Genomic DNA, 20,694 nt, shown 5'->3' on the forward strand with positions numbered 1-20,694 from the left:
TTATAAAATATTTCATGCATAATAGATATGTACATATATTAGAAAGCGGTGAAAATATGGTTTCAAATACTGTAATTGCCAGCATCATCTTTCAACTCATTGTCTCGATTCTGGTCCCAATTATTGTACTCGTTTATTTCCGTAAAAAATATAATATAAATTGGAAAGTAGTCGGCGTTGGTGTTCTTATCTTTATCGGATTTACTCAAATTCTCGAAACACCATTCCACCTATTTATGCGCGGTAATCCAGCAATCGCTCCAATTTTAGAAAATCCATTTGTCTTCGCACTGTATGGCGGACTCACTGCTGGTATTTTTGAAGAATTAGGACGCTTCGTTGCCTTCTTCTTCTTACTAAAAAAATATCAAGAATATAAAGATGGCTTCGCTTACGGAATTGGTCACGGCGGCATTGAATCCATTTTAGTTGGCGGATTCTCTGCATTCCAAGCACTTATATTTGCGAATTCAATTAACAACGGTAGCTTCGCTCAGATGGTAGAAAAAATGCCAGAGCTAAGCCGTCTACAGGACATGTTAATTCAGCAACCTGCCTACTTATACTTCCTTGGTAGCTTAGAAAGAATTATGGCACTCGTGCTGCAAATTGCCTTTACAATGCTTGTCTTATACGCAGTGAAGCAGAAGAAATATATCTTCCTTGTGTACGCTATACTATTCCATGCATTCGTAGATTTCTTCGCAGCACTTTACCAAACGAAAACAATCAACATCTTTGTTGCAGAAGGAATTACCCTTCTCTTTACCATTGGTGCTGTTGTTCTTATTCGTAAAATGAAAGAGAAATTAATGAGTGTGCCAGAATAAAAATAACCCGCCAATTGGTGGGTTATTTTTTATACGAATTATCATAGTGATGATAGCTTTTCCCGCTTTGCAGCTCCCTCTTTGTTTCTGCATCTATAACAATGTACTTATGTAACTCTTCTATTTCATTTTGAGTAAAGGAAGCAAAAAAGTATACTTGGCGATCAGGGTGAACGAAAAAATCTTGAAGCACCACTTCACTCCGGCAACCCGCGGCTGTTTTTTCTAGGAAAGAAAATTCTTCATCGGGCACTTCTTTAAATGAGATTTTTTTTCGAACGCTATATGCTGCATTGTTGTATTCTTTATAAATTTTCTTATCTAATTGTTCGTAAAACACATCCTCACTCACAAATGACTTATTTCGATTGCTTGGATAATCTACCTTTTGATTGGATTGTGCATATGTTGTGGACATTTGCGAGAGAAAACAAATCATGAATACAATACATATCATTTTTTTCATCATTGCACCTCGATTTTCTATTATCCACATTACTTTTCCACATGATCGGATTATTATGTTCTTTCCAATAAAAAGGAATATTTTCCACATTTGTCGAAGTATATAGCGTCAACTTGAAAGATGGGGATGAATTATGAAAAAAATTATTGTCATACGACATTGTTCAGCAACTGGCCAAGAACGTGATGCCGAATTAACGACCGATGGAAAAAAACAAGCAAACACCCTTGCTACATTCCTCTTAGAGCACCATCCACAAATAGACCATATTATTTCAAGCCCATTTGTGCGAGCTATCGATTCTATTCGGCCCTATGCACGCCAAGCCAATTTGTCTATCCAAGAAGATGAACGATTAGCTGAACGCATATTAAGCGACGTTCCAATGGACGATTGGATGCAAAAACTAGAATCTACTTTTACAAATATAGATATTGCCTTTTCAGGCGGGGAGTCAACGAAACAAGCAACGGATCGTGCTATATCGCTTATCCAACACGTTTTAAAATTAAACTATACTACAACACTACTTGTTACACATGGCAATTTACTTACACTCATTTTAAAGTACTTTGATCATACGATTGGCTTTCATGAATGGAAAGCTTTAACGAATCCTGATGTTTACGAAATTGTAATTGATGAACAATGTACTATAAAACGATTATGGGAAGCATCATCCAAGTAATATCTCTTTCCAACACATTCAGTTGACGCCACGAGAAGAAACTGTACTAATAATAGAAAGGGGTATCACTCCATATGTACGAAGATGTACTTGCATTACTACATAAAACAAATGCTTCTTATGAAAAATTTGAGCACGAACCAGTACTCGATTATGAAACAGATCGGATCGTGCGGGAGAGGCTTGGCTTACAAGGCACTCCAAGTAAAAGCTTATTTTTAAAATCAAAGTCTGGAGATTATTACGTATTTTTCACGTTAGAGGGCACAAGGCTCAATAGAGGGGAGATGAAAGAACTAACAGGAGAACGCTTATCTCTCTGTTCTCCTGATGAACTGCGAGACAAAACTGGTTGCACGCCGGGATGTGTCGCTCCTTTCGGGTATTCACACGATGTAACAATTATTGTGGATAGCGCTATTTATACGTACGATAAAATTTTAATTACACCTGGTGTACCTGAATTTACAATTGAATTATCCACAGAGGAATTAAAAAAGATTTTATTAACATGTTCAAATGCTGTTTTGGAGTATAAACAAAAAGAGAGCTAATCGTTAGCTCCCTTTTTTCATTATTTTGCTTCTGCTGTTTTTTCTTTTGCAGAACGAACTTGCTCGTCCGCATGGTAAGAAGAACGCACAAGTGGGCCAGCTTCACAGTGGCTAAAGCCTTTGCTAAGTGCAATTTCTTTAAGCTCTGCAAATTCTGCTGGTGGATAATATTTAAGAACTGGTAAATGCTTCTTAGATGGTTGTAGGTATTGTCCAAGAGTTAAAATATCCACATTGTTTGCACGTAAGTCATCCATTGCTTCAATTAAATCTTCTCTCGTTTCACCTAAGCCCACCATAATGCTCGATTTAGTTGGAATATCAGGCTGCATTTCTTTCGCTCGACGTAAAAACTCTAATGAACGGTCATATTTTGCTCTAGCGCGAACTCGGTTAGATAATCGACGTACTGTTTCAATGTTATGGTTTAAAATATCTGGTTTTGCATCCATTAACATTTTTAAGTTTTCTTCTACTCCACCCATATCAGATGGTAATACTTCGATTGACGTAAATGGATTTTTACGACGTACAGCGCGTACTGTTTCAGCAAAAACAGCTGCTCCGCCGTCCTTTAAATCATCACGTGCAACTGCTGTTATAACAACGTGCTTTAAGCCCATTTGTACTACAGAATCTGCTACGCGTTCTGGCTCTTGTAAATCAAGCTCTGTTGGTAAGCCTGTTTTAACCGCACAGAAACGACAAGCACGTGTACATACTGCTCCTAAAATCATAAATGTTGCTGTTTTTCTTACAGCCCAGCATTCATGAATATTCGGACATTTCGCTTCTTCACAAACTGTATGAAGATTCTTAGAACGCATCATTTTCTTTAAGCCTGTATAGTTTTCATTCGTGTTTAACTTAATTTTCAACCATTCGGGCTTGCGCTTATATTCTGTTTGTTTTGTCATGGTTATCAACTCCGCACAATATGAAATAGTTTACCGTGTTCGCTTCTTTCAATGTAACATATCTATTCTAACGTATGAAAGCGATTTGCTCAAATGAAGATTCTAAGATTTTTTCCAATCGTTCCCTATAATGAAATACTCCGTATATCCCACACTAAAAAGAGTGATGTTGTGAAAGGAGTCTATTTCATGCTTCGAAAAATTTCTCTTTTGCTTTCGATTTGCTTTCTTCTCCACCAAAACATCGCTTACGGTGAAGATAATCAGCAAAGCATATACGAAAAGCGCATGGCACTATATAAAGAAACCGAGCAATCTTCAGGCATTCCGTGGTATTACTTAGCTGCAATGGATCAATATGAAAGAAATACACGGAGCGTAAGAAAAGATATTCCGAAAAAACCAGATGCCATCATTTCCCTTTATTTCAAACCAGAAATATGGGCTGGACCTGTTAATGGTAACGACACTCTCCCCCATACAATTGCTCTATTTGGCGGATTAGGTTTAGATGGTGACAAAGATGGATTTGCAAATGCAAATAACGACCGTGACCTTCTGCATACAGCAGCAACAATTTTAAAGAAACAAGGAACGTCAGAAGAACGTATCAAAATCATGCTCTGGGAATATTATAGACGTGCAAAAACAGTTGATTTAATTACCGAATACGCCCAAATTTATAAACATTATGGCCGTATTAATTTAGAAGGAAATGCTTTTCCCCTTCCTATTCGCAGTGACCATAGCTACCGTAGTACTTTCGGCGCTGGAAGAAGTTTTGGCGGAAGAAGGGTTCATGAAGGAACCGATATATTCGCAGGCTATGGCGTACCAGTAAGATCCACTTGCTATGGCATTATTGAAACAAAGGGCTGGAATCGCCTTGGCGGATGGCGCATCGGTATTCGCGACCTTCATAATAATTATCATTATTACGCTCACTTAGGCGGGTTCTCAAAAGAAATACAGCTTGGACAAATTGTCGAGCCCGGAAAAGTAATCGGATTTGTTGGTAGCACCGGTTACGGTCCTCCCGGCACAGCTGGAAAATTCCCGCCTCACTTACATTTCGGCATGTATAAAGACAACGGTTATACAGAATGGGCTTTCGATCCATACATGCATTTAAGTCTTTGGGAGCGAAAAGAACGCGCAAATACAAAACGATAACCGTAGCACATTGCTACGGTTATTTTTCATTTACAACTAACTATCCGTTTTCTTTTTATTAGGTACAACAACACTTCCGCTTCCATAATAAGTAGGCACTTCTCCTTGAACAATGCGCGTCGCAATTGGAACATTTTGTTTCACTTTTATTTCTTTCGTATGAAATGGAATAACCACTTGCAACGTGACTTCCATCTCCATAATAATTTGAATCGCTGTCGTATTGATCCCGTGTGGTTCAATTTTTTGTTTAATATCCGTATTTACATGACCAATCGTCGTGAAATCAATTGGAATATCGGGTCCTATATTTCCAAGAAGCGCATTATTTGTTACACGGCCAAAAGGAACTGCCATCGTTGCCCCGTTTTTTTCAGAAATACCTAGCCCATTTAAATTCCCTTGTTCTACTTGCTGTAAATATTTTTCTATGTACGTGGTCGTTGACGTTACAATTTCATTTACTTGCTTCGTATTTAAATTAATTGTGGATACTTTTCCGTTTTTATCATTTTGTACTTTCATTAATGAATCGACATCGAATCCTTCATCAATTCTATCTTTTACCGCCTTCGTCATGACCGCTGTCGCCATTTTATGTGTCTCTACTTCTCCATATTTCATTAATGTCGGCTGAATGCTGCTATTCACAATCCATAATCCTTGCACGAGCAATATGACAAAAAGAATAAACGACATAAGCAGTATGTGCCGAAAGGAAATAGGTCCCCTTCGAAACCGCGAATTTTTCGAACGAAATATACTCATAAAAAACCCTCCTTCTTATATCATTTCTATGCAAGAAGGAGGGACGATATATGCTTATCTCATTTTTAATAATGCTTCTTTTCCGATTGTGCCAGCCGTAATACCTAAAGCTTCGGCTTCAATCGTTACTGATTCTAGCGGCGCTTCAAGAAGTTGTTCAATCGTTCTTACACCAACCGCGCGGCCAGCAATAATACCACGATCTCCTAACTTCTCATTTAAAAGACCTACATCTAATGCACCGCACATAATATATCCTTTATCGCTCATTACAGCTAGCAAATTTGTCTTTGGAAGTTTGACGCTAACCGCAATAAACGTATAGTTATCGATTATAATCGGCTCTACATTAACCATAGTTCACACTCCTCTCTTTCTTATCTGTATGACAAGAGAAAAATGAGTGTTACAAGTTAACTAGCCTATAGTTTGACGGAAGATGTATGAGTTATTAACACGTCCGTTAACACATCTCTAAGTAGTTCTGGCATATAATATTGTTTGTTAGAAAGTGTGGATAGCTCTGGGTATAAGTAGCCAAATGTAAACATATCAATCGTTCCTACTGTATATATACGATCTAATTCCAGCGATTCTCCGTTAATTAATACATCTTCGAGTAAAATTTTATTCCCGGGAATCGTATCTGGAATGACTTCTACACCAGCGTAAATCATTTTCCCCATCACTTTCCCGCGAAATCCGAATCCTTTTACCTCAAGGTTCTCCATATTCGGGCGACGTGCCTTTAAAATAACTTCTCTTAGCGTTTTCCCCGGCACTTTTAATAGACATGGATTAATTGGATGTGGACAAATTCTGTGAATATCTCCGCGCGTCACAACACCCTCTTCTAATCCTTCAAGAAGTACACCAGCGTTCACCATTCCAATTTCTGCACCGCACCACGTTTTCAGCGCATTTGCTAACATATGCGAAAATGCTGTCTCATGAAACCAATCAACCGGTAATGATTCCTTTAAATGAACGACAGGTTCTTCCATAATATGTGTACTTTCTTCCTGCAGCGCTTCAATTGTGGATAACGGTTTACTATAAGCACCTAAACGTTCTGTCTTAATCGCTCTACCGTCCTTTTTCAAAAGCTTCTTCGTCTCTTTATCCACAGTAAGCTGGACATGCCCAACGTAACGTCCCCACTTTTCACAACAACAAAGTAACGTATTATTCATAATAACACCGCGCTCAAATAAATGATGCGTATGTGCCCCTAAAATCACATCTATATCATAATGCTCCGCCATATGCTCATCCATACTTTTTCCAAGATGAGAAAGGACAACCGTTATATGAGCCTCATCTCTCACTTCTTCTAAAATAGACTCTAAATGCTCGATTGGATCTTCAATATGCCAATCTAACATTTGATAAAACTCTGGATACGCAACTGTTAATCCGATAAAAGCAATCGTAATCCCATCTGTCGTTGTATGTAATTTATAAGGCTTCGCCCACTCTGGACGTACCCCTTCTTTTTCAAATAAATTCGCGACGAGCACCTCAAATCCAGCATCATCATATAGACGATTCAAATGCTCCTTCGCTAACGTAATTCCTTCATTATTTCCGATCGTTACATAATCATATAACGCCTCATTTAAAAGCTTCGTATTGCCAAGTCCATTCGTCGCTTCCGAAATACTATGAAAACGATCCACATGATCGCCAATATCTACAGTTAAAACGGTCTCTCCTGCTTCCTGTCTTCGCTTTTTCTCTCCTTGTACAAACCGAGAAATTTGCGGCCAATTTTCAAAATGACTATGTATATCGTTTGTATGATAAAGGTGGATGATTGTTTCTTTATTTATATTCAGAGAAAAAACCTCCTCTCAGTTCCTTACTGCCATTTACGCTATGCGTATGCAATAATCCTGTAAATACTTTTCGTCTTTTCTTGCTATTTTACATTGTACTCGCATTGTGAGAAAAAGCAAAAGATTGCCCTTTTCATATGAATTTTTCTGCATTATCATCTATATAGGAGGTGTTCTTATTAAACTTTATAGCTTACTCTCACTCGTGTTTTCATTAATAGGAAGTATTTTATTTATCGCTTCCGTACTTTACTTACCTAATCTATATCTATTTATTAGCTTCCCTCTCGTTATTCTCGGCCTCATGTTTAGCATCGTTGCAATATCTAAAAACGAAGCTAGCAAATTGAGATTTGCCGGTATCTTTATCTTACTTCTATTAATTCTCTTTGTATTAATAGGTATTCCTTTTATATTTGTAGGATTCGGATTTTAGAGCTAGTTATTGCTAGCTCTATTTTTATGTTGCGGGGGTATATGAAGAATTTCTTTTGTCTTACTTTGTCGATAAGTCGATATCCCTTGTCGAATCGTCGATATATTGAAATAATCGCCGATATATTCCGAGTTGTGATTGATATATTTGAAAAATCGCTGATATATTCCAATGTATACTGGATGGGGTATCACCATACATTTATACCTTGTAACACGACATATGTCGTGTTACAATTTCATCATAAGGTGGTGAACCATAAAATGGATAAAGAGATATTAAAAGGAAGTATTGATATTTTACTTCTCTCCATCATTAAACAGCATGATACGTACGGATATGAAATTATTCAAAAGCTAAAAGAAAACAGCAATGATCTATACACGATGAGCCAAGGTACACTCTATCCAGCACTCAAACGGCTGGAACAAAAGGATTTAATCCATTCCTACTGGGGTGAATCTGAAACTGGTATGAAACGAAAGTTTTATCGCATTACTACGAGCGGAAAGAAAATGTTAGAAGAAAAACTAACAGCGTGGGATTCAGTTACAGCTCTTATTAAAACTTGTCAGAAAGGAGCTTTAAATTAATGACAATTGAAAAATACATAAAGAGTATCATTCAAAAAACAAACCTATCCCAATCTGATAAAGACGAACTATACTTCGAAATTTACGATCATCTCACAAGCTTAAAACAAGAATTTCTCGATCAAGGAAAATCCGAAGAAGAAGCTACTACATTAGCCATTCAAAACTTTGGAGAAGCCTCTACTTTAGGAACTGAAATTGAAAAAGCGATGCAATCTTCTACGCAAAAATATGTGCAGTGGATTGGCTGGGGATTGTTTTTACCGTATTCGTTTGTTTTGTTATTTAAACTATTGCTCGGGAGATCAGCCTTTTACTTTGGTAATCTGACGTACTTCTTTGAAACAGGTGACTGGCATTCTATACACGGTGGGTTAATAAACTTAGTTCCTTTCAGAAGTACAATCCGCTATTTAACTGAATTTGATTCTTATAATATAGATATCGTACTTATGAATACATTAGGAAACGTCATCATATTCATCCCATTCGGCTTCCTGCTACCTTTATTATTTAAACAAATAAACAATGTAAAAATGGCATCAAAAATTTTCATTAAGTTTATTTTATTAATTGAATCGTTACAACTCCTTACTTTTACTGGTGTTTTCGACATTGATGACATCATGCTGAATATGTTAGGTGCTTTAATTGGGTATGGTTCTTTCGTTGGGATAAAGTATATTTTGGAGCGTGTTAGGTCTGTGGATAAGGTGGATACGATTTAGGTTCGGGGTATATTCGCCCTTCTGCTATGTCGTAATTTGTTGATAAGTCGATATCTCTTGTCGAATCGTCGATATATTGAAATAATCGCTGATATATTTCGAGTTGTGTTCGATATATTTGAAAAATCGCTGATATATTTAGTTGGAAACCCACCCCGGTATCCAGGTCCCACTCAATTTCAGATAAACAAAACAAAAAAGCGCCCTGCACAGCAGGGCGCTTCCTTTATATATTATCCAGTTCCAGCGGCTAGAATGTTCGGTGGCTTCACTTTAAATATTAACCAATAGAACCTTCCATCTCAAACTTGATTAGGCGGTTCATTTCAACTGCGTATTCCATTGGAAGTTCGCGAGTGAATGGCTCGATGAAGCCCATTACGATCATTTCTGTAGCTTCTTGCTCAGAAATACCACGGCTCATTAGGTAGAATAATTGTTCTTCTGATACTTTCGATACTTTCGCTTCGTGCTCAAGTGAAACGTAATCGTTTTTGATTTCGTTGTAAGGAATTGTATCAGATGTAGATTGGTTATCCATGATTAACGTGTCACACTCGATGTTAGAGCGAGAGTTTTTCGCTTTTGGTCCGAAGTGTACGATACCACGGTAAGTTACTTTACCACCATGCTTCGCAATCGATTTAGAAACGATTGTTGAAGACGTGTTTGGTGCTAAGTGAATCATTTTCGCACCAGCATCTTGGTGTTGGCCTTTACCAGCAATCGCGATAGATAATGTTAAACCACGAGCGCCTTCGCCTTTTAAGATAACTGCTGGGTATTTCATCGTTAATTTAGATCCGATGTTACCGTCAATCCATTCCATCGTTGCGTTTTCTTCACAAACCGCACGTTTTGTAACTAGGTTGTATACGTTGTTCGCCCAGTTTTGGATTGTTGTATAACGGCAATATGCATCTTTCTTAATGATGATTTCTACTACCGCACTATGAAGTGAGTTAGTCGTGTAAACAGGTGCTGTACAACCTTCTACGTAGTGTACGTGTGCGCCTTCGTCTACGATGATAAGCGTACGCTCGAATTGTCCCATATTTTCAGAGTTAATACGGAAATACGCTTGAAGTGGTGTATCAACTTTAACACCTTTTGGAACGTAGATGAATGATCCACCAGACCAAACTGCAGAGTTTAATGCAGAGAATTTGTTGTCTGTTGGTGGGATTACTTTTCCAAAATGCTCACGGAAAATATCTTCGTTCTCTTTTAATGCGCTATCTGTATCTTTGAAGACGATTCCTAGAGCTTCTAGGTCTTCTTTCATGTTGTGGTATACAACTTCAGATTCGTATTGTGCAGATACACCAGCTAAATATTTTTGCTCAGCTTCTGGAATACCTAATTTATCAAATGTTGCTTTAATTTCATCAGGTACTTCATCCCAAGACTTCTCAGATTTCTCAGATGGTTTTACGTAGTACGTAATTTCATCGAAATCTAAGTCGTTTAAGTCGCCGCCCCATTGTGGCATTGGCATTTCGTAGAACTTATCCAGTGATTTTAAACGGAAGTCTAACATCCACTGTGGTTCTTCTTTCATACGTGAAATTTCTTCAACGATCTCTTTTGTTAAACCGCGTCCAGCACGGAAAATCGAAACGTCTTTGTCTTTGAAACCATATTTATAATCGCCGATATCTGGCAGTTGCTTCGCCATGTTGGTGTGTCCCTCCTTAGATAACCTCGTTTTTAGGAACCTTTAACATTACTTATCTTCGTTTAAGCCCTTTTCTAACGCTTTCCACGCTAATGTTGCACATTTAATACGTGCAGGGAACTTGCATACGCCTTGTAATGCTTCAATATCTCCTAAATCGATGCTGTCATCGTACTCTTTTCCTAGCATCATGTCAGAGAAAATTTTAGAAAGCTGAAGCGCCTCTTCAATTTTCTTACCTTTTACTGCTTGTGTCATCATTGAAGCTGAAGACATTGAGATAGAACATCCTTCTCCTTCAAACTTCGCTTCTTGCACAATACCTTCTTCTACTTTCATCGTAAGTTGAATACGATCGCCGCAAGTTGGATTGTTCAAGTTAACGGTAACACTATCTTCTAACACGCCATGGTTACGAGGATTTTTGTAATGATCCATAATAACTTGACGATATAACGTATCTAAATTATTAAATGACATTTGTGAAATACTCCTTTGTCTTGATTAGCGATTCAACAAATGTATCAATTTCTTCTTTTGTATTATATAAATAGAAGCTCGCACGTGCTGTTGAAGAAGCTTTCAGCCACTTCATAAGCGGTTGTGCACAGTGATGTCCTGCGCGAACCGCAATACCTTCTACATCTAATACTGTCGCTACATCGTGAGGATGTACATCTTCAATATTAAATGTAACAAGACCAGCGCGATGCTTTGGACCATAAATTGTAACGCCATCTACTTCTGATAGTCTTTCTAAAGCGTACTGCGCTAATTCATGCTCATGCTTTTCAATATTATGAAGACCGATTTCTTCTAAGAAATCAATTGCCGCACCAAGTCCGATTGCATTACCGATAATCGGCGTACCCGCTTCAAACTTCCACGGAAGCTCTTTCCAAGTAGATTCTTGTAAATCTACGAAATCAATCATTTCACCGCCAAATTCAATTGGCTCCATATTGTTCAGCAATTCTTTCTTACCATATAATACGCCGATGCCTGTAGGTCCGCACATCTTATGAGCAGATAATGCGTAGAAATCACAGTTCAAATCTTGTACATCCACTTTCATGTGAGGTGTACTTTGTGCACCGTCAACGACCATAATTGCGCCATTTTCATGTGCGATTGCTCCGATTTCTTTTACAGGGTTAATCGTTCCAAGCACGTTTGAAACTTGCATAATAGAAACGATTTTTGTATTCGGTGTAACTGTTTGACGAACATCTTCTAAAGAAATTGTACCGTCTGGTTGAAGCGGAAGGTATTTTAAAGTTGCACCAGTTTTCTTCGCAACTTGTTGCCACGGAATGATGTTACTATGGTGCTCCATGTAAGAAATAACGATTTCATCGCCTTCTTTTACATTTTCAAGACCATAGCTAGCCGCTACTGTATTTAATGCAGTTGTCGTTCCGCGCGTGAAAATAATCTCTTCCATTGATTTCGCGTTAATAAACTTACGAACTTTCTCGCGTGCACCTTCATACGCGTCGGTAGCTTTCGTACCGAGCGTATGAACACCGCGATGCACGTTAGAATTATATTCTTTATAATAACGTTCTAACGTTTCAATGACTTGAATTGGTTTTTGAGAAGTTGCTGCACTATCGAAATAAACAAGTTGTTTGCCGTTCACTTTTTGATCAAGAATTGGAAACTGTTTGCGTATTTCATGAATATTCATTAGCGAACTTTCCTTTCAATTACCTCAACAAGCTGTGCCTTTACTCCTTCAATTGGAAGCTCATTAACTACAGGTGCTAAGAATCCATGGATGACTAAACGTTCTGCTTCGCGTTTTGGAATACCACGGCTCATCAAGTAGTATAGTTGGATTGGATCTACGCGACCTACTGAAGCTGCGTGACCTGCCATTACATCATCTTCGTCGATTAAAAGAATTGGGTTTGCATCACCGCGTGCTTTTTCATCTAACATAAGAACGCGAGAAGATTGTTGTGCATTTGATTTAGATGCACCGTGTTCAATCTTACCAATTCCGTTAAAGATAGATGTTGCACTATCTTTTTGTACACCGTGTTTTAAAATCCAACCTTCAGAGTGTTTACCGAAGTGAACAACTTTAGTTGTAAAGTTTTGTGTTTGGTTACCACGGCCAATTGTTACTGTTTTCGTATCAGCATATGAACCGTCGCCCATTAAGTTTGTAACGTTCTCTGAAATTGTGTTTCCGTCATTCATAAGGCCTAGAGCCCAATCAATGCGGCCGTCGCGTCCTACTGTGCCGCGGCGGTTAACGTAAGTTGTTACGTCTTTTGCTAATAGATCAACCGCACCAAATTTCACTTGTGCGCCTTGTTCCACGATTACTTCTGCTACGATATTTGCAATACCTTTAGCATTTTCATTTGCAACGTAGTTTTCTACATAAGTTGCAGTACTGTTCGCATCAGCTACGAATAATACGTGGTTATATACGTTAGCTTCTTCGCCGTCTACTAAGAATACAGCTTGAAGTGGAGTTTCAAGAACAACGTTTTTCGGAACATATACGAATGCACCGCCGTTGATTAATGCAGCATGAAGTGCAGTTAAACGATGCTCGTCTACCTTCACGCCGTCTTTCATTAAGTACTTTTGTACTAGTTCAGCATGCTCAGTTGCAGCTGTTACGATGTCTGTGAAAATAACACCTTTTTCTTTTGCTTCGTCTGCTAAAGAAACGAATGCAGTTGTACCAGTACGTTGCACTAATACGCTGTTATTTTCATCGATTAAGTTTTTCACTGCTTCTGGAAGCTCTGTTAAAGAACTTACAGGCTCTTGCTTAGCAGCGTCGCCTTTTCCGATAAAGTCCCATTTTTCAATTTTCGTTTTATCAGGCGTTGGCATTGGAAGTTCAGTTGCTTGTGCAAGAGCTTGTAAGCGGAACTCAGTCAACCAAGCTGCTTCGTTTACTTCGCTTGCGCGTTGACGGATTGTTTCTTGATCGAAAGGTAATGTACCGATTGTCATGTTTATGCTCCTCTCTTACGCTTCTTGCTCTGTTGTTTCGTCTTCAATACCTAATTCTTTTTTAATCCAGTCGTAACCTTCAGCTTCTAGACGTTGTGCAAGCTCAGGGCCACCAGATTTAACGATACGACCGTTCATCATAACGTGAACGAAGTCTGGAGTGATGTAGTTTAATAAACGTTGGTAATGCGTAATCATTAGGCAACCGAACTCTTCGCCGCGCATTTCGTTAATACCTTTAGATACAACTTTTAACGCATCAATATCAAGACCTGAGTCGATTTCGTCTAAGATTGCGATTTTTGGCTCAATCATCATTAATTGAAGGATTTCGTTACGTTTTTTCTCTCCACCAGAGAAACCTTCGTTTAAGTAACGTTGTGCCATTTCTGGATCCATTTCTAGGAATTCCATGTTTTTATCTAATGTACGGATAAATTTCATAAGAGAAATTTCATCGCCTTCTTCACGACGTGCGTTAATTGCAGAACGTAAGAAGTCAGCGTTTGTTACTCCGCTAATTTCACTTGGATATTGCATTGCTAAGAATAGACCTGCTTGTGCGCGCTCGTCTACTTCCATCTCTAATACATCTTCACCGTCGATGATGATGCTACCTTCTGTTACTTCATACTTTGGGTGACCCATAATTGCAGAAGATAAAGTTGATTTACCTGTTCCGTTAGGTCCCATAATTGCGTGGATTTCTCCACCTTTTACTTCAAGGTTTACACCTTTTAAAATTTCTTTGCCATCAATTGATACGTGTAAGTCTTTAACCGTTAATGTAGAACCAGCCATCTCAATACCTCCATTAATCCTATATATACATTTTAAAAATTCCTAAAACGTTCATATTCTCATTTTATTCTCATTCTAATTTTATATCAAATAAAATGATATCGCAAACGACGAAAAAAAGTAACAATTTTTTCACAAATGTATATAAGTATTTCCTTTTCACCTTTCTATGATACACCTTTCTTCTTATTTATATAAAGAAAAAAGGACTGGTAAATTACCAGTCCTTTCCTTCATATTTATTCACTTACTGGCAGTACAGCACCTTTATATTCTTTATTAATAAAATCTTGAATTTCTTTTGAATGCAGTACTTCTACTAGCTCTTTAATTTCTTTTTTCTTCTCGTCACCTTTACGAACTGCAATAATATTTGCATACGGAGAGTCTGATCCTTCAATGGAAATTGCATCCTTTGTTGGATTTAATTTTGCATCAATTGCATAGTTTGAATTAATAAATAAAGCATCTCCTTCATTATTTTCATATAATTTCGGTGAAAGTCCAGGCTCAACATCTGTTTTAAACTTTAAGTTTTTTGGATTTTCTACAACATCTTTTACTGTTGCTTTCACAACATCTACTCCATCTTTTAATTTAATAACGCCGCCTTTTTGTAACAATGCTAGCATACGGCCACGCTCCGCTACGTTATTACTCATGATCACTGTCCCGCCATCTGGTAAGTCTTTTAAGCTTTTATATTTCTTAGAATAAATACCCATTGGCTCTAAATGGATTTTTCCCGCGCTTACAATTTTATATCCTTTTTCTTGAATTTCTTTATCTAAGTAAGGAATGTGTTGGAAGTAGTTCGCATCAATTTCCTTATCCGCTAACGCTTTATTCGGCAACACATAATCTTGAAATTTTTTAATTTCTAATTTAATACCCTTTTTCTCTAGTATCGGCTGTGCCTTTTCTAAAATAACAGCGTGCGGCACGTTAGAAGCTCCAACAACAAGCTTATTCTCATCTTTCCCCCCGCAAGCAGCTAATGTAAATACAGACAGCGCTGTAACAACTGACAGTAGAACCTTTTTCATATGATGTCCCCTTTTCCCCGTATAATTATGTAGGTATAAAAAAGGGCTGGCATATACCAGCCCTTTTCAGCAATTATTCTTTTACAGGAACAACTGCTCCTTTATATTCTTTATTAATAAAGTCTTCAATTTCTTTAGAATGTAATACTTCTACAAGAGCTTTAATTTCTTTCTTATCTTTATCACCTTTACGAACAGCTACTACGTTTGCGTACGGTGAATCATTGCTTTCAATTGCAATTGCATCTTTTTCTGGATTTAACTTCGCATCAATTGCATAGTTTGAGTTAATTAGAACAGCGTCGCCTTCTTTATTGTTATACACTTGTGGCAATAAACCAGGCTCAATATCCGTTTTGAATTTTAAGTTTTTCGGATTATCCGCAATATCTTTCGGAGTTGCTTTAACTGGATCTACTCCATCTTTAATTTTTAAAATACCTTCTTTTTGTAAAATTGCTAAACCACGTCCATGGTCAGCAACTGAATTACTCATAATAATTGTCGCTCCGTCTGGAAGCTCTTTTAAGCTTTTATATTTTTGAGAATATACACCAATTGGCTCTAAATGAATTTTTCCTGCTACTTCAAAATCATACTTTTTATCTTTAATTTCTTTTTCTAAATACGGAATGTGCTGGAAGTAGTTAGCGTCTAAATCTTTATCCGCCAGCGATTTATTTGGCAACACGTAATCTTGGAATTTTTTCACTTCTAATTCAATTCCTTTTTTCTCAAGTAACGGTTTTGCCTTTTCTAAAATTTCAGCGTGCGGTACGTTAGAAGCACCAACAACTAGTTTCTTTTCATCGTTATCTTTCCCCCCACAAGCAGCTAACCCAAAAATTGAAGTTGAAATAAGTGCTGTAAGTAATAATTTTTTCATTTGAAACATCCTCCCGTTTTTTATTATCGTTTATCTATTCGAGTCGTTACACGATCGCCAATCCACTGAATGAAAAATACAACTAGTAATACACAAATTGTCGCAACGATTGTTACATCGTTATTTCCTCGTTGGAATCCTTCTAAATAAGCAAGTGTTCCAAGGCCACCAGCACCAACAACTCCCGCCATTGCTGTATAGCCCACTAAAGCAATTGTCGTAACCGTAATACCAGATACTAATGCTGGTAACGATTCTGGAATCAATACTTTTAAAATAATTGTGCTTGTTTTTGCTCCCATTGCTTTTGAAGCTTCAATTACACCTTTATCAATTTCACGAAGTGCAATTTCAACCATTCTCGCGTAAAATGGTGCTGCTCCAATAATTAAAGCTGGAAGTGCTGCACTTGCTCCAAGAATTGTTCCAAGCAGAATCTTTGTGAATGGGATTAATAAAATGATTAAAATGATGAACGGTATCGAGCGGAAAATGTTTACGAACGCTCCAATTGCCGTGTTAACCGCTTTGTTTTCCCATAAATTATCTTTCGCTGTCATAAAGAGCAACAATCCTAAAATAAGTCCTAAAATAAATGTGGCAAGAGCTGCGATTGCCGTCATATATAACGTTTCACCAGTTGCTTCTAACATTTGATTCCAATCAACATTTGTGAGTAACTTATCCATGTGCAATCACCTCCAGCTCTACTTGATCTTGATGTATTCCCTCTATTGCTTGCTGAATCGCTGTTTCCTCACCATTTAAATGAACAACTAAACTACCGTAAGAGCCGTTATTCGTTTGTGCAATATTTCCTTGCAAAATGCTAACTTCTATATCACTGCGTTGCATTAACCTTTGAAGCACTGGTCTTTCTACAGCTTCACCGATAAACTGCAAACGAACTACTTTACCATCTGGATATTTTTCAATTAAACTTTCAATCGTTTCATTTGTATCTTCAGAATCCGTTAACTGCTGTACAAATCGTTTCGTAATATCTTGCTGCGGATTACGGAACACATCAAGTACTGGACCTGTTTCTACAATCTTTCCTTTCTCCATTACCGCAACGCGATTACAAATCTTTCGAATTACGTGCATCTCGTGTGTAATAAGTACAATTGTTAAACCAAGACGTTTATTAATATCTAATAATAAATCTAAAATTTGATCTGTCGTTTCTGGATCAAGAGCTGACGTTGCTTCATCACATAAAAGCACTTGTGGATTGTTAGCTAATGCTCTTGCAATTCCAACGCGTTGCTTTTGGCCTCCGCTCAGCTGAGATGGATACGCGTCTCCTCTTCCTTCTAATCCAACAAGATGAATTAATTCGTCAACACGTTTTCTTCTCGCTGCCTTATCAACACCTGCAATTTCAAGTGGAAACTCGATATTTTCACGTACAGTTCGTGACCAAAGTAAGTTAAAGTGCTGAAAGATCATTCCGATTTCTTGCCTTGCCTTACGAAGCTCGCTTCCTGTAATGGCTGAAATGACACGATTTGCAATTGTAATTTGGCCAGAAGTTGGTTTCTCCAACTGATTGAACAATCTAATTAAAGAACTTTTTCCAGCGCCACTATATCCGATAACACCAAATATTTCACCTTTATCTATTTTTAAATTGGCGTTATCTACAGCAGTGACATCACCGCTTTTTGCTTTATATATTTTCTTTACATTTTCTAATAGAATCATGGTGTATCACCCCTTTTTTTAATAAAAAGCGTAAGCGGCTCGCTTAGAACAAGAGGGCGTTGGAATCCCAGACGTAGAGGCGCTTTTTGCCTCATAGGAAGGGATGAAACGACCGACTGTTCTAGCCGCTGGAGCTAGATTTTTGATCGACTCCGCAATTTTTTATTTTTGATGCGGTAGCCCACCGTTCTCATTACTTTTATTATTTGAATGTCCTCCACATTCAAACAACAAAAAAACCTTTCCGCTTTAGAGAAGCAGAAAGGTTTATATGCGTATATAACAACATTATCCCTCTCTCTCATCTCTCAAAGCATTTGCTTTGCAGGAATTGGCACCATTTCAACATAAGTTGACGGTTGCCGGGCTTCACAGGGCACAGTCCCTCCACCTCTCTTGATAAGAGAAATCAGATTACATTTTCGTCTGATTTGTAATTTATGAAATTGTCTATATTTTATGAATTGAATTGTATCAATATCCACACACCATGTCAACAGAAATTTTCGTAAAAAATGAAACTTCAGAATTTTAAGCGCCTACTGACATCGGTTTACATATATGAAACATCGATTCAACTAATAGCATCGTTCGATACGTTCCTGAATATTGTACACGTCCATCATTCATTAACATTTGCAATCGTACATTGCCGTTCACCAATTGTTTGACATCTTCTTCACCAACACAAACAATTTGCTCCGTTCCTCTTTCCTCATGTAGCAGCTCTATATAATCTCTTGAAATTTGTAACGAACAACTTTCATCTCCAAAACGGAAATTAACAGTTTTTTCTCCTTGTCTTAAAAGCGGTTCTAAATGATATTGACCATTAGCGTAATTTACAAATGATTGCAGCAAAGAATATAATTTCATCCTAAATCACATCCTTCATATCACTTTCTATTACACATACCATTCCCTCTCACTAAAGAGCAATCCTGTTACTTTCGCTCGACAAATACTGTAACCACCCTGCATCTCGACATATTTCCCAAGAAATATGTCGAGGCGGCAAAAACTTTGCCGCCTACTTTAATTCCGTATATAAATATTCAACCGAATGAAATGCATATATCTTCTTTATTAGTGTCCCATTTTCAAAAACAAGTAAACAAGGTACACTTTCAATCCCATACTCTTTCGCGAAATGCGGGGCATAATTTAAATCTAACATCCCAATTTTCAAATCTTCAATTGTCATCTCAACGACTGTTAACATCTTTTTTGCTAATTGGCATGTTCCACACATTGGAGTATATACATATAACACTGTTTTTTCTTCGTTCTCTATTAGGGCTGTAGCTTCGGCTCCTGTCCAATCAATCACTTCTATCATTCCTTACCGTAAATATTCTGTATAAACGTCAATGTCAGCTCCCCATAATACATTTGCTAAGTGTGAAGATGGCGCAGTTGCCACCTCTCGGTACGAGCGATCAATATAAATATGCTCTGCTTGCGGAAATTCTTTTCGAAATTGTTTCCTTAACTTTTCTCCAGCATCATCAGCATCCACTAGCACATACACTTCCTTATCAAAAAACTGATCAACGAGCTCATCCATTTTCGACAAACCAATTGTACCATTTGTACAAACAATTTCCACTGGTTCCCGAATAATAGATTCAATCTTTCTTCTATCTGATGTACCTTCTACAATAATGACTTTTTCTACATAAATCATATGTCATCACCCGATCACCATATACTATACAACCTTTAACTTAGTATATAGTATATTCGTTATTTTCATGTTGTTTCCTGTTTATTTTTGCAAAAGAAAAGCGCAAGCGGCTCGTTCAGATTGTGAGGGGGATGGAGCTTCTGACGTAAAGGCGTTTTTTGCCTTGTAGGAAGAAGCGAAGCCACCGAACAATCTAGCCGCTGGAGCTGGATCATAGTGAAAAGCGAAACCGACTGTTTAGCCTTGTTGGCTAAGGTTCTTTCGCACAGAAGACGCTTTTTGTCTTCTCGTACGGAAGGTTCTTAGACAGGAAGGGCTAGGAGGTGGAGCTGGACAATGAAAAGCGCAAGCGGCTAGAACCGCATAAAGCTGAAACAAAAAAGTTTTTTCAAAAAACGTTCTCCCACACGATAATTAGTATATGATTCTACGCTTATTATTTTACATAAAATAAAAAAGGACAGCACAAAGGCTGTCCTTCAGTCGACTATAATTAGTCTTGGTTTGTCATTTCTGCATATTTTTCAGCAGTTAATAACTTTTCAACTTGGCTTGCATCAGAAAGTTCAACTTTAACCATCCATGCACCCTCGTATGGAGATTCGTTAACAAGTTCTGGTTGGTCACTTAATTCTTCGTTTACTGCTACAACTTTACCGCTTACAGGTGCGTATAATTCAGAAACTGTTTTAACAGATTCTACGCTTCCGAATGGCTCGTCAGCTTCGATTGTTGCACCTACTTCAGGAAGTTCAACGAATACGATATCGCCTAGTTCATTTTGTGCAAAGTGAGTAATACCGATAACAACTTCATTACCTTCAGTTTTTACCCATTCGTGTTCTTCAGAGTAACGTAAATTATTTGGAATGCTCATGACTGTACCTCCAGTGAATGTATTAATTATGTAAAAATA

General features: G+C 37.7%; 25 protein-coding genes and 1 riboswitch. Of the genes, 7 read left to right on the plus strand and 18 right to left on the minus strand.

Going from position 1 to position 20,694, the window contains the following annotated elements; all coding sequences use genetic code 11:
• Positions 1-14: 14 nt before the first annotated feature.
• Positions 15-830: a YhfC family intramembrane metalloprotease gene (locus AC0L0O_RS22345; RefSeq protein ID WP_002003767.1), complete on the plus strand. Its 816-nt coding sequence runs from the start codon at positions 15-17 to the stop codon at positions 828-830.
• A gap of 22 nt (positions 831-852) precedes the next feature.
• On the opposite strand, the gene AC0L0O_RS22350 is transcribed toward AC0L0O_RS22345, so the two are convergent.
• Positions 853-1,326 carry a hypothetical protein gene (locus AC0L0O_RS22350; RefSeq protein ID WP_000264796.1) on the minus strand — a complete coding sequence of 158 codons (474 nt, stop codon included), beginning with the start codon at positions 1,324-1,326 and terminating at the stop codon, positions 853-855.
• A 103-nt stretch (positions 1,327-1,429) separates the two neighbouring features.
• On the opposite strand from AC0L0O_RS22350, the gene AC0L0O_RS22355 reads away from it, so the two are divergent.
• Together AC0L0O_RS22355 and AC0L0O_RS22360 are read left to right on the plus strand one after the other, a co-directional pair.
• Positions 1,430-1,984 carry a histidine phosphatase family protein gene (locus AC0L0O_RS22355; protein ID WP_000721026.1) on the plus strand — a complete coding sequence of 185 codons (555 nt, stop codon included), beginning with the start codon at positions 1,430-1,432 and terminating at the stop codon, positions 1,982-1,984.
• 74 nt (positions 1,985-2,058) lie between these two features.
• Positions 2,059-2,538 (plus strand): YbaK/EbsC family protein, encoded by a 480-nt coding sequence (locus AC0L0O_RS22360; protein ID WP_000272733.1) that lies wholly within the window; start codon positions 2,059-2,061, stop codon positions 2,536-2,538.
• 20 nt (positions 2,539-2,558) lie between these two features.
• Here the strand turns inward: AC0L0O_RS22360 and lipA are convergent, their stop codons facing one another.
• On the minus strand, positions 2,559-3,455 hold the full coding sequence (gene lipA, locus AC0L0O_RS22365) for a lipoyl synthase (RefSeq protein ID WP_000166375.1): 897 nt from the start codon (positions 3,453-3,455) through the stop codon (positions 2,559-2,561).
• 189 nt (positions 3,456-3,644) lie between these two features.
• Here lipA and AC0L0O_RS22370 point away from each other — a divergent pair, with 189 nt between their 5' ends.
• Positions 3,645-4,628, plus strand: a complete 984-nt coding sequence (locus AC0L0O_RS22370; RefSeq protein WP_428889855.1) for a M23 family metallopeptidase — start codon at positions 3,645-3,647, stop codon at positions 4,626-4,628.
• Positions 4,629-4,664: 36 nt separating this feature from the next.
• On the opposite strand, the gene yunB is transcribed toward AC0L0O_RS22370, so the two are convergent.
• From yunB to AC0L0O_RS22385, 3 genes are all read right to left on the minus strand, one after another.
• Positions 4,665-5,396: a sporulation protein YunB gene (yunB, locus tag AC0L0O_RS22375; RefSeq protein ID WP_000021812.1), complete on the minus strand. Its 732-nt coding sequence runs from the start codon at positions 5,394-5,396 to the stop codon at positions 4,665-4,667.
• 54 nt (positions 5,397-5,450) lie between these two features.
• Positions 5,451-5,753 (minus strand): YunC family protein, encoded by a 303-nt coding sequence (locus AC0L0O_RS22380; protein ID WP_000248463.1) that lies wholly within the window; start codon positions 5,751-5,753, stop codon positions 5,451-5,453.
• A 65-nt stretch (positions 5,754-5,818) separates the two neighbouring features.
• Complete coding sequence (locus tag AC0L0O_RS22385; protein ID WP_473786156.1) at positions 5,819-7,234, minus strand: bifunctional metallophosphatase/5'-nucleotidase; 1,416 nt, start codon at positions 7,232-7,234, stop codon at positions 5,819-5,821.
• Between the two features lie 205 nt (positions 7,235-7,439).
• Here AC0L0O_RS22385 and AC0L0O_RS22390 point away from each other — a divergent pair, with 205 nt between their 5' ends.
• The 3 genes from AC0L0O_RS22390 (at position 7,440) to AC0L0O_RS22400 (ending at position 8,991) form a co-directional block, all read left to right on the plus strand.
• On the plus strand, positions 7,440-7,670 hold the full coding sequence (locus AC0L0O_RS22390) for a hypothetical protein (RefSeq protein ID WP_000492052.1): 231 nt from the start codon (positions 7,440-7,442) through the stop codon (positions 7,668-7,670).
• A gap of 263 nt (positions 7,671-7,933) precedes the next feature.
• A complete protein-coding gene (locus AC0L0O_RS22395) occupies positions 7,934-8,263 on the plus strand; it encodes a PadR family transcriptional regulator (protein WP_000356632.1) in 330 nt (109 codons plus the stop codon).
• Positions 8,263-8,991, plus strand: a complete 729-nt coding sequence (locus AC0L0O_RS22400) for a VanZ family protein (protein WP_000151284.1) — start codon at positions 8,263-8,265, stop codon at positions 8,989-8,991. The genes AC0L0O_RS22395 and AC0L0O_RS22400 overlap by 1 nt, the downstream gene beginning before the upstream one ends.
• Positions 8,992-9,271: 280 nt before the next feature.
• On the opposite strand, the gene sufB is transcribed toward AC0L0O_RS22400, so the two are convergent.
• The 13 genes from sufB to gcvH form a co-directional block, all read right to left on the minus strand.
• The gene (sufB, locus tag AC0L0O_RS22405) at positions 9,272-10,669 is read right to left on the minus strand and encodes a Fe-S cluster assembly protein SufB (RefSeq protein ID WP_001118827.1); all 1,398 of its coding nucleotides are present in this window, start codon (positions 10,667-10,669) and stop codon (positions 9,272-9,274) included.
• A gap of 48 nt (positions 10,670-10,717) precedes the next feature.
• Positions 10,718-11,149, minus strand: coding sequence for a Fe-S cluster assembly sulfur transfer protein SufU (gene sufU, locus AC0L0O_RS22410; protein ID WP_000009523.1), 432 nt, complete (start codon positions 11,147-11,149; stop codon positions 10,718-10,720).
• Complete coding sequence (gene sufS, locus AC0L0O_RS22415) at positions 11,139-12,359, minus strand: cysteine desulfurase SufS (protein WP_001020769.1); 1,221 nt, start codon at positions 12,357-12,359, stop codon at positions 11,139-11,141. Before sufS ends, sufU begins: the two co-directional genes overlap by 11 nt.
• Entirely contained in the window at positions 12,359-13,651 is a 1,293-nt protein-coding gene (sufD, locus tag AC0L0O_RS22420) for a Fe-S cluster assembly protein SufD (RefSeq protein ID WP_000152181.1), read from the minus strand. The genes sufS and sufD overlap by 1 nt, the downstream gene beginning before the upstream one ends.
• Before the next feature lie 15 nt (positions 13,652-13,666).
• On the minus strand, positions 13,667-14,452 hold the full coding sequence (gene sufC / locus AC0L0O_RS22425; RefSeq protein WP_000929160.1) for a Fe-S cluster assembly ATPase SufC: 786 nt from the start codon (positions 14,450-14,452) through the stop codon (positions 13,667-13,669).
• A 239-nt stretch (positions 14,453-14,691) separates the two neighbouring features.
• On the minus strand, positions 14,692-15,498 hold the full coding sequence (gene metQ / locus AC0L0O_RS22430) for a methionine ABC transporter substrate-binding lipoprotein MetQ (protein ID WP_098639136.1): 807 nt from the start codon (positions 15,496-15,498) through the stop codon (positions 14,692-14,694).
• A 73-nt stretch (positions 15,499-15,571) separates the two neighbouring features.
• Positions 15,572-16,384, minus strand: a complete 813-nt coding sequence (metQ, locus tag AC0L0O_RS22435; protein ID WP_000735107.1) for a methionine ABC transporter substrate-binding lipoprotein MetQ — start codon at positions 16,382-16,384, stop codon at positions 15,572-15,574.
• 23 nt (positions 16,385-16,407) lie between these two features.
• Positions 16,408-17,073, minus strand: a complete 666-nt coding sequence (locus tag AC0L0O_RS22440; RefSeq protein WP_000359553.1) for a methionine ABC transporter permease — start codon at positions 17,071-17,073, stop codon at positions 16,408-16,410.
• Positions 17,066-18,091 carry a methionine ABC transporter ATP-binding protein gene (locus AC0L0O_RS22445; RefSeq protein WP_000601752.1) on the minus strand — a complete coding sequence of 342 codons (1,026 nt, stop codon included), beginning with the start codon at positions 18,089-18,091 and terminating at the stop codon, positions 17,066-17,068. The genes AC0L0O_RS22440 and AC0L0O_RS22445 overlap by 8 nt, the downstream gene beginning before the upstream one ends.
• A gap of 298 nt (positions 18,092-18,389) precedes the next feature.
• Positions 18,390-18,497, minus strand: a riboswitch (SAM riboswitch).
• A 125-nt stretch (positions 18,498-18,622) separates the two neighbouring features.
• A complete protein-coding gene (locus tag AC0L0O_RS22450) occupies positions 18,623-18,967 on the minus strand; it encodes a hypothetical protein (RefSeq protein ID WP_000781219.1) in 345 nt (114 codons plus the stop codon).
• A 154-nt stretch (positions 18,968-19,121) separates the two neighbouring features.
• Complete coding sequence (locus AC0L0O_RS22455) at positions 19,122-19,430, minus strand: thioredoxin family protein (RefSeq protein ID WP_001982629.1); 309 nt, start codon at positions 19,428-19,430, stop codon at positions 19,122-19,124.
• Positions 19,431-19,433: 3 nt separating this feature from the next.
• Entirely contained in the window at positions 19,434-19,778 is a 345-nt protein-coding gene (locus tag AC0L0O_RS22460) for a toprim domain-containing protein (RefSeq protein WP_000640869.1), read from the minus strand.
• A 493-nt stretch (positions 19,779-20,271) separates the two neighbouring features.
• Positions 20,272-20,655: a glycine cleavage system protein GcvH gene (gcvH, locus tag AC0L0O_RS22465; protein ID WP_000026899.1), complete on the minus strand. Its 384-nt coding sequence runs from the start codon at positions 20,653-20,655 to the stop codon at positions 20,272-20,274.
• Positions 20,656-20,694: the final 39 nt, after the last annotated feature.

This window comes from Bacillus sp. GS3m_15504 (assembly GCF_055825275.1).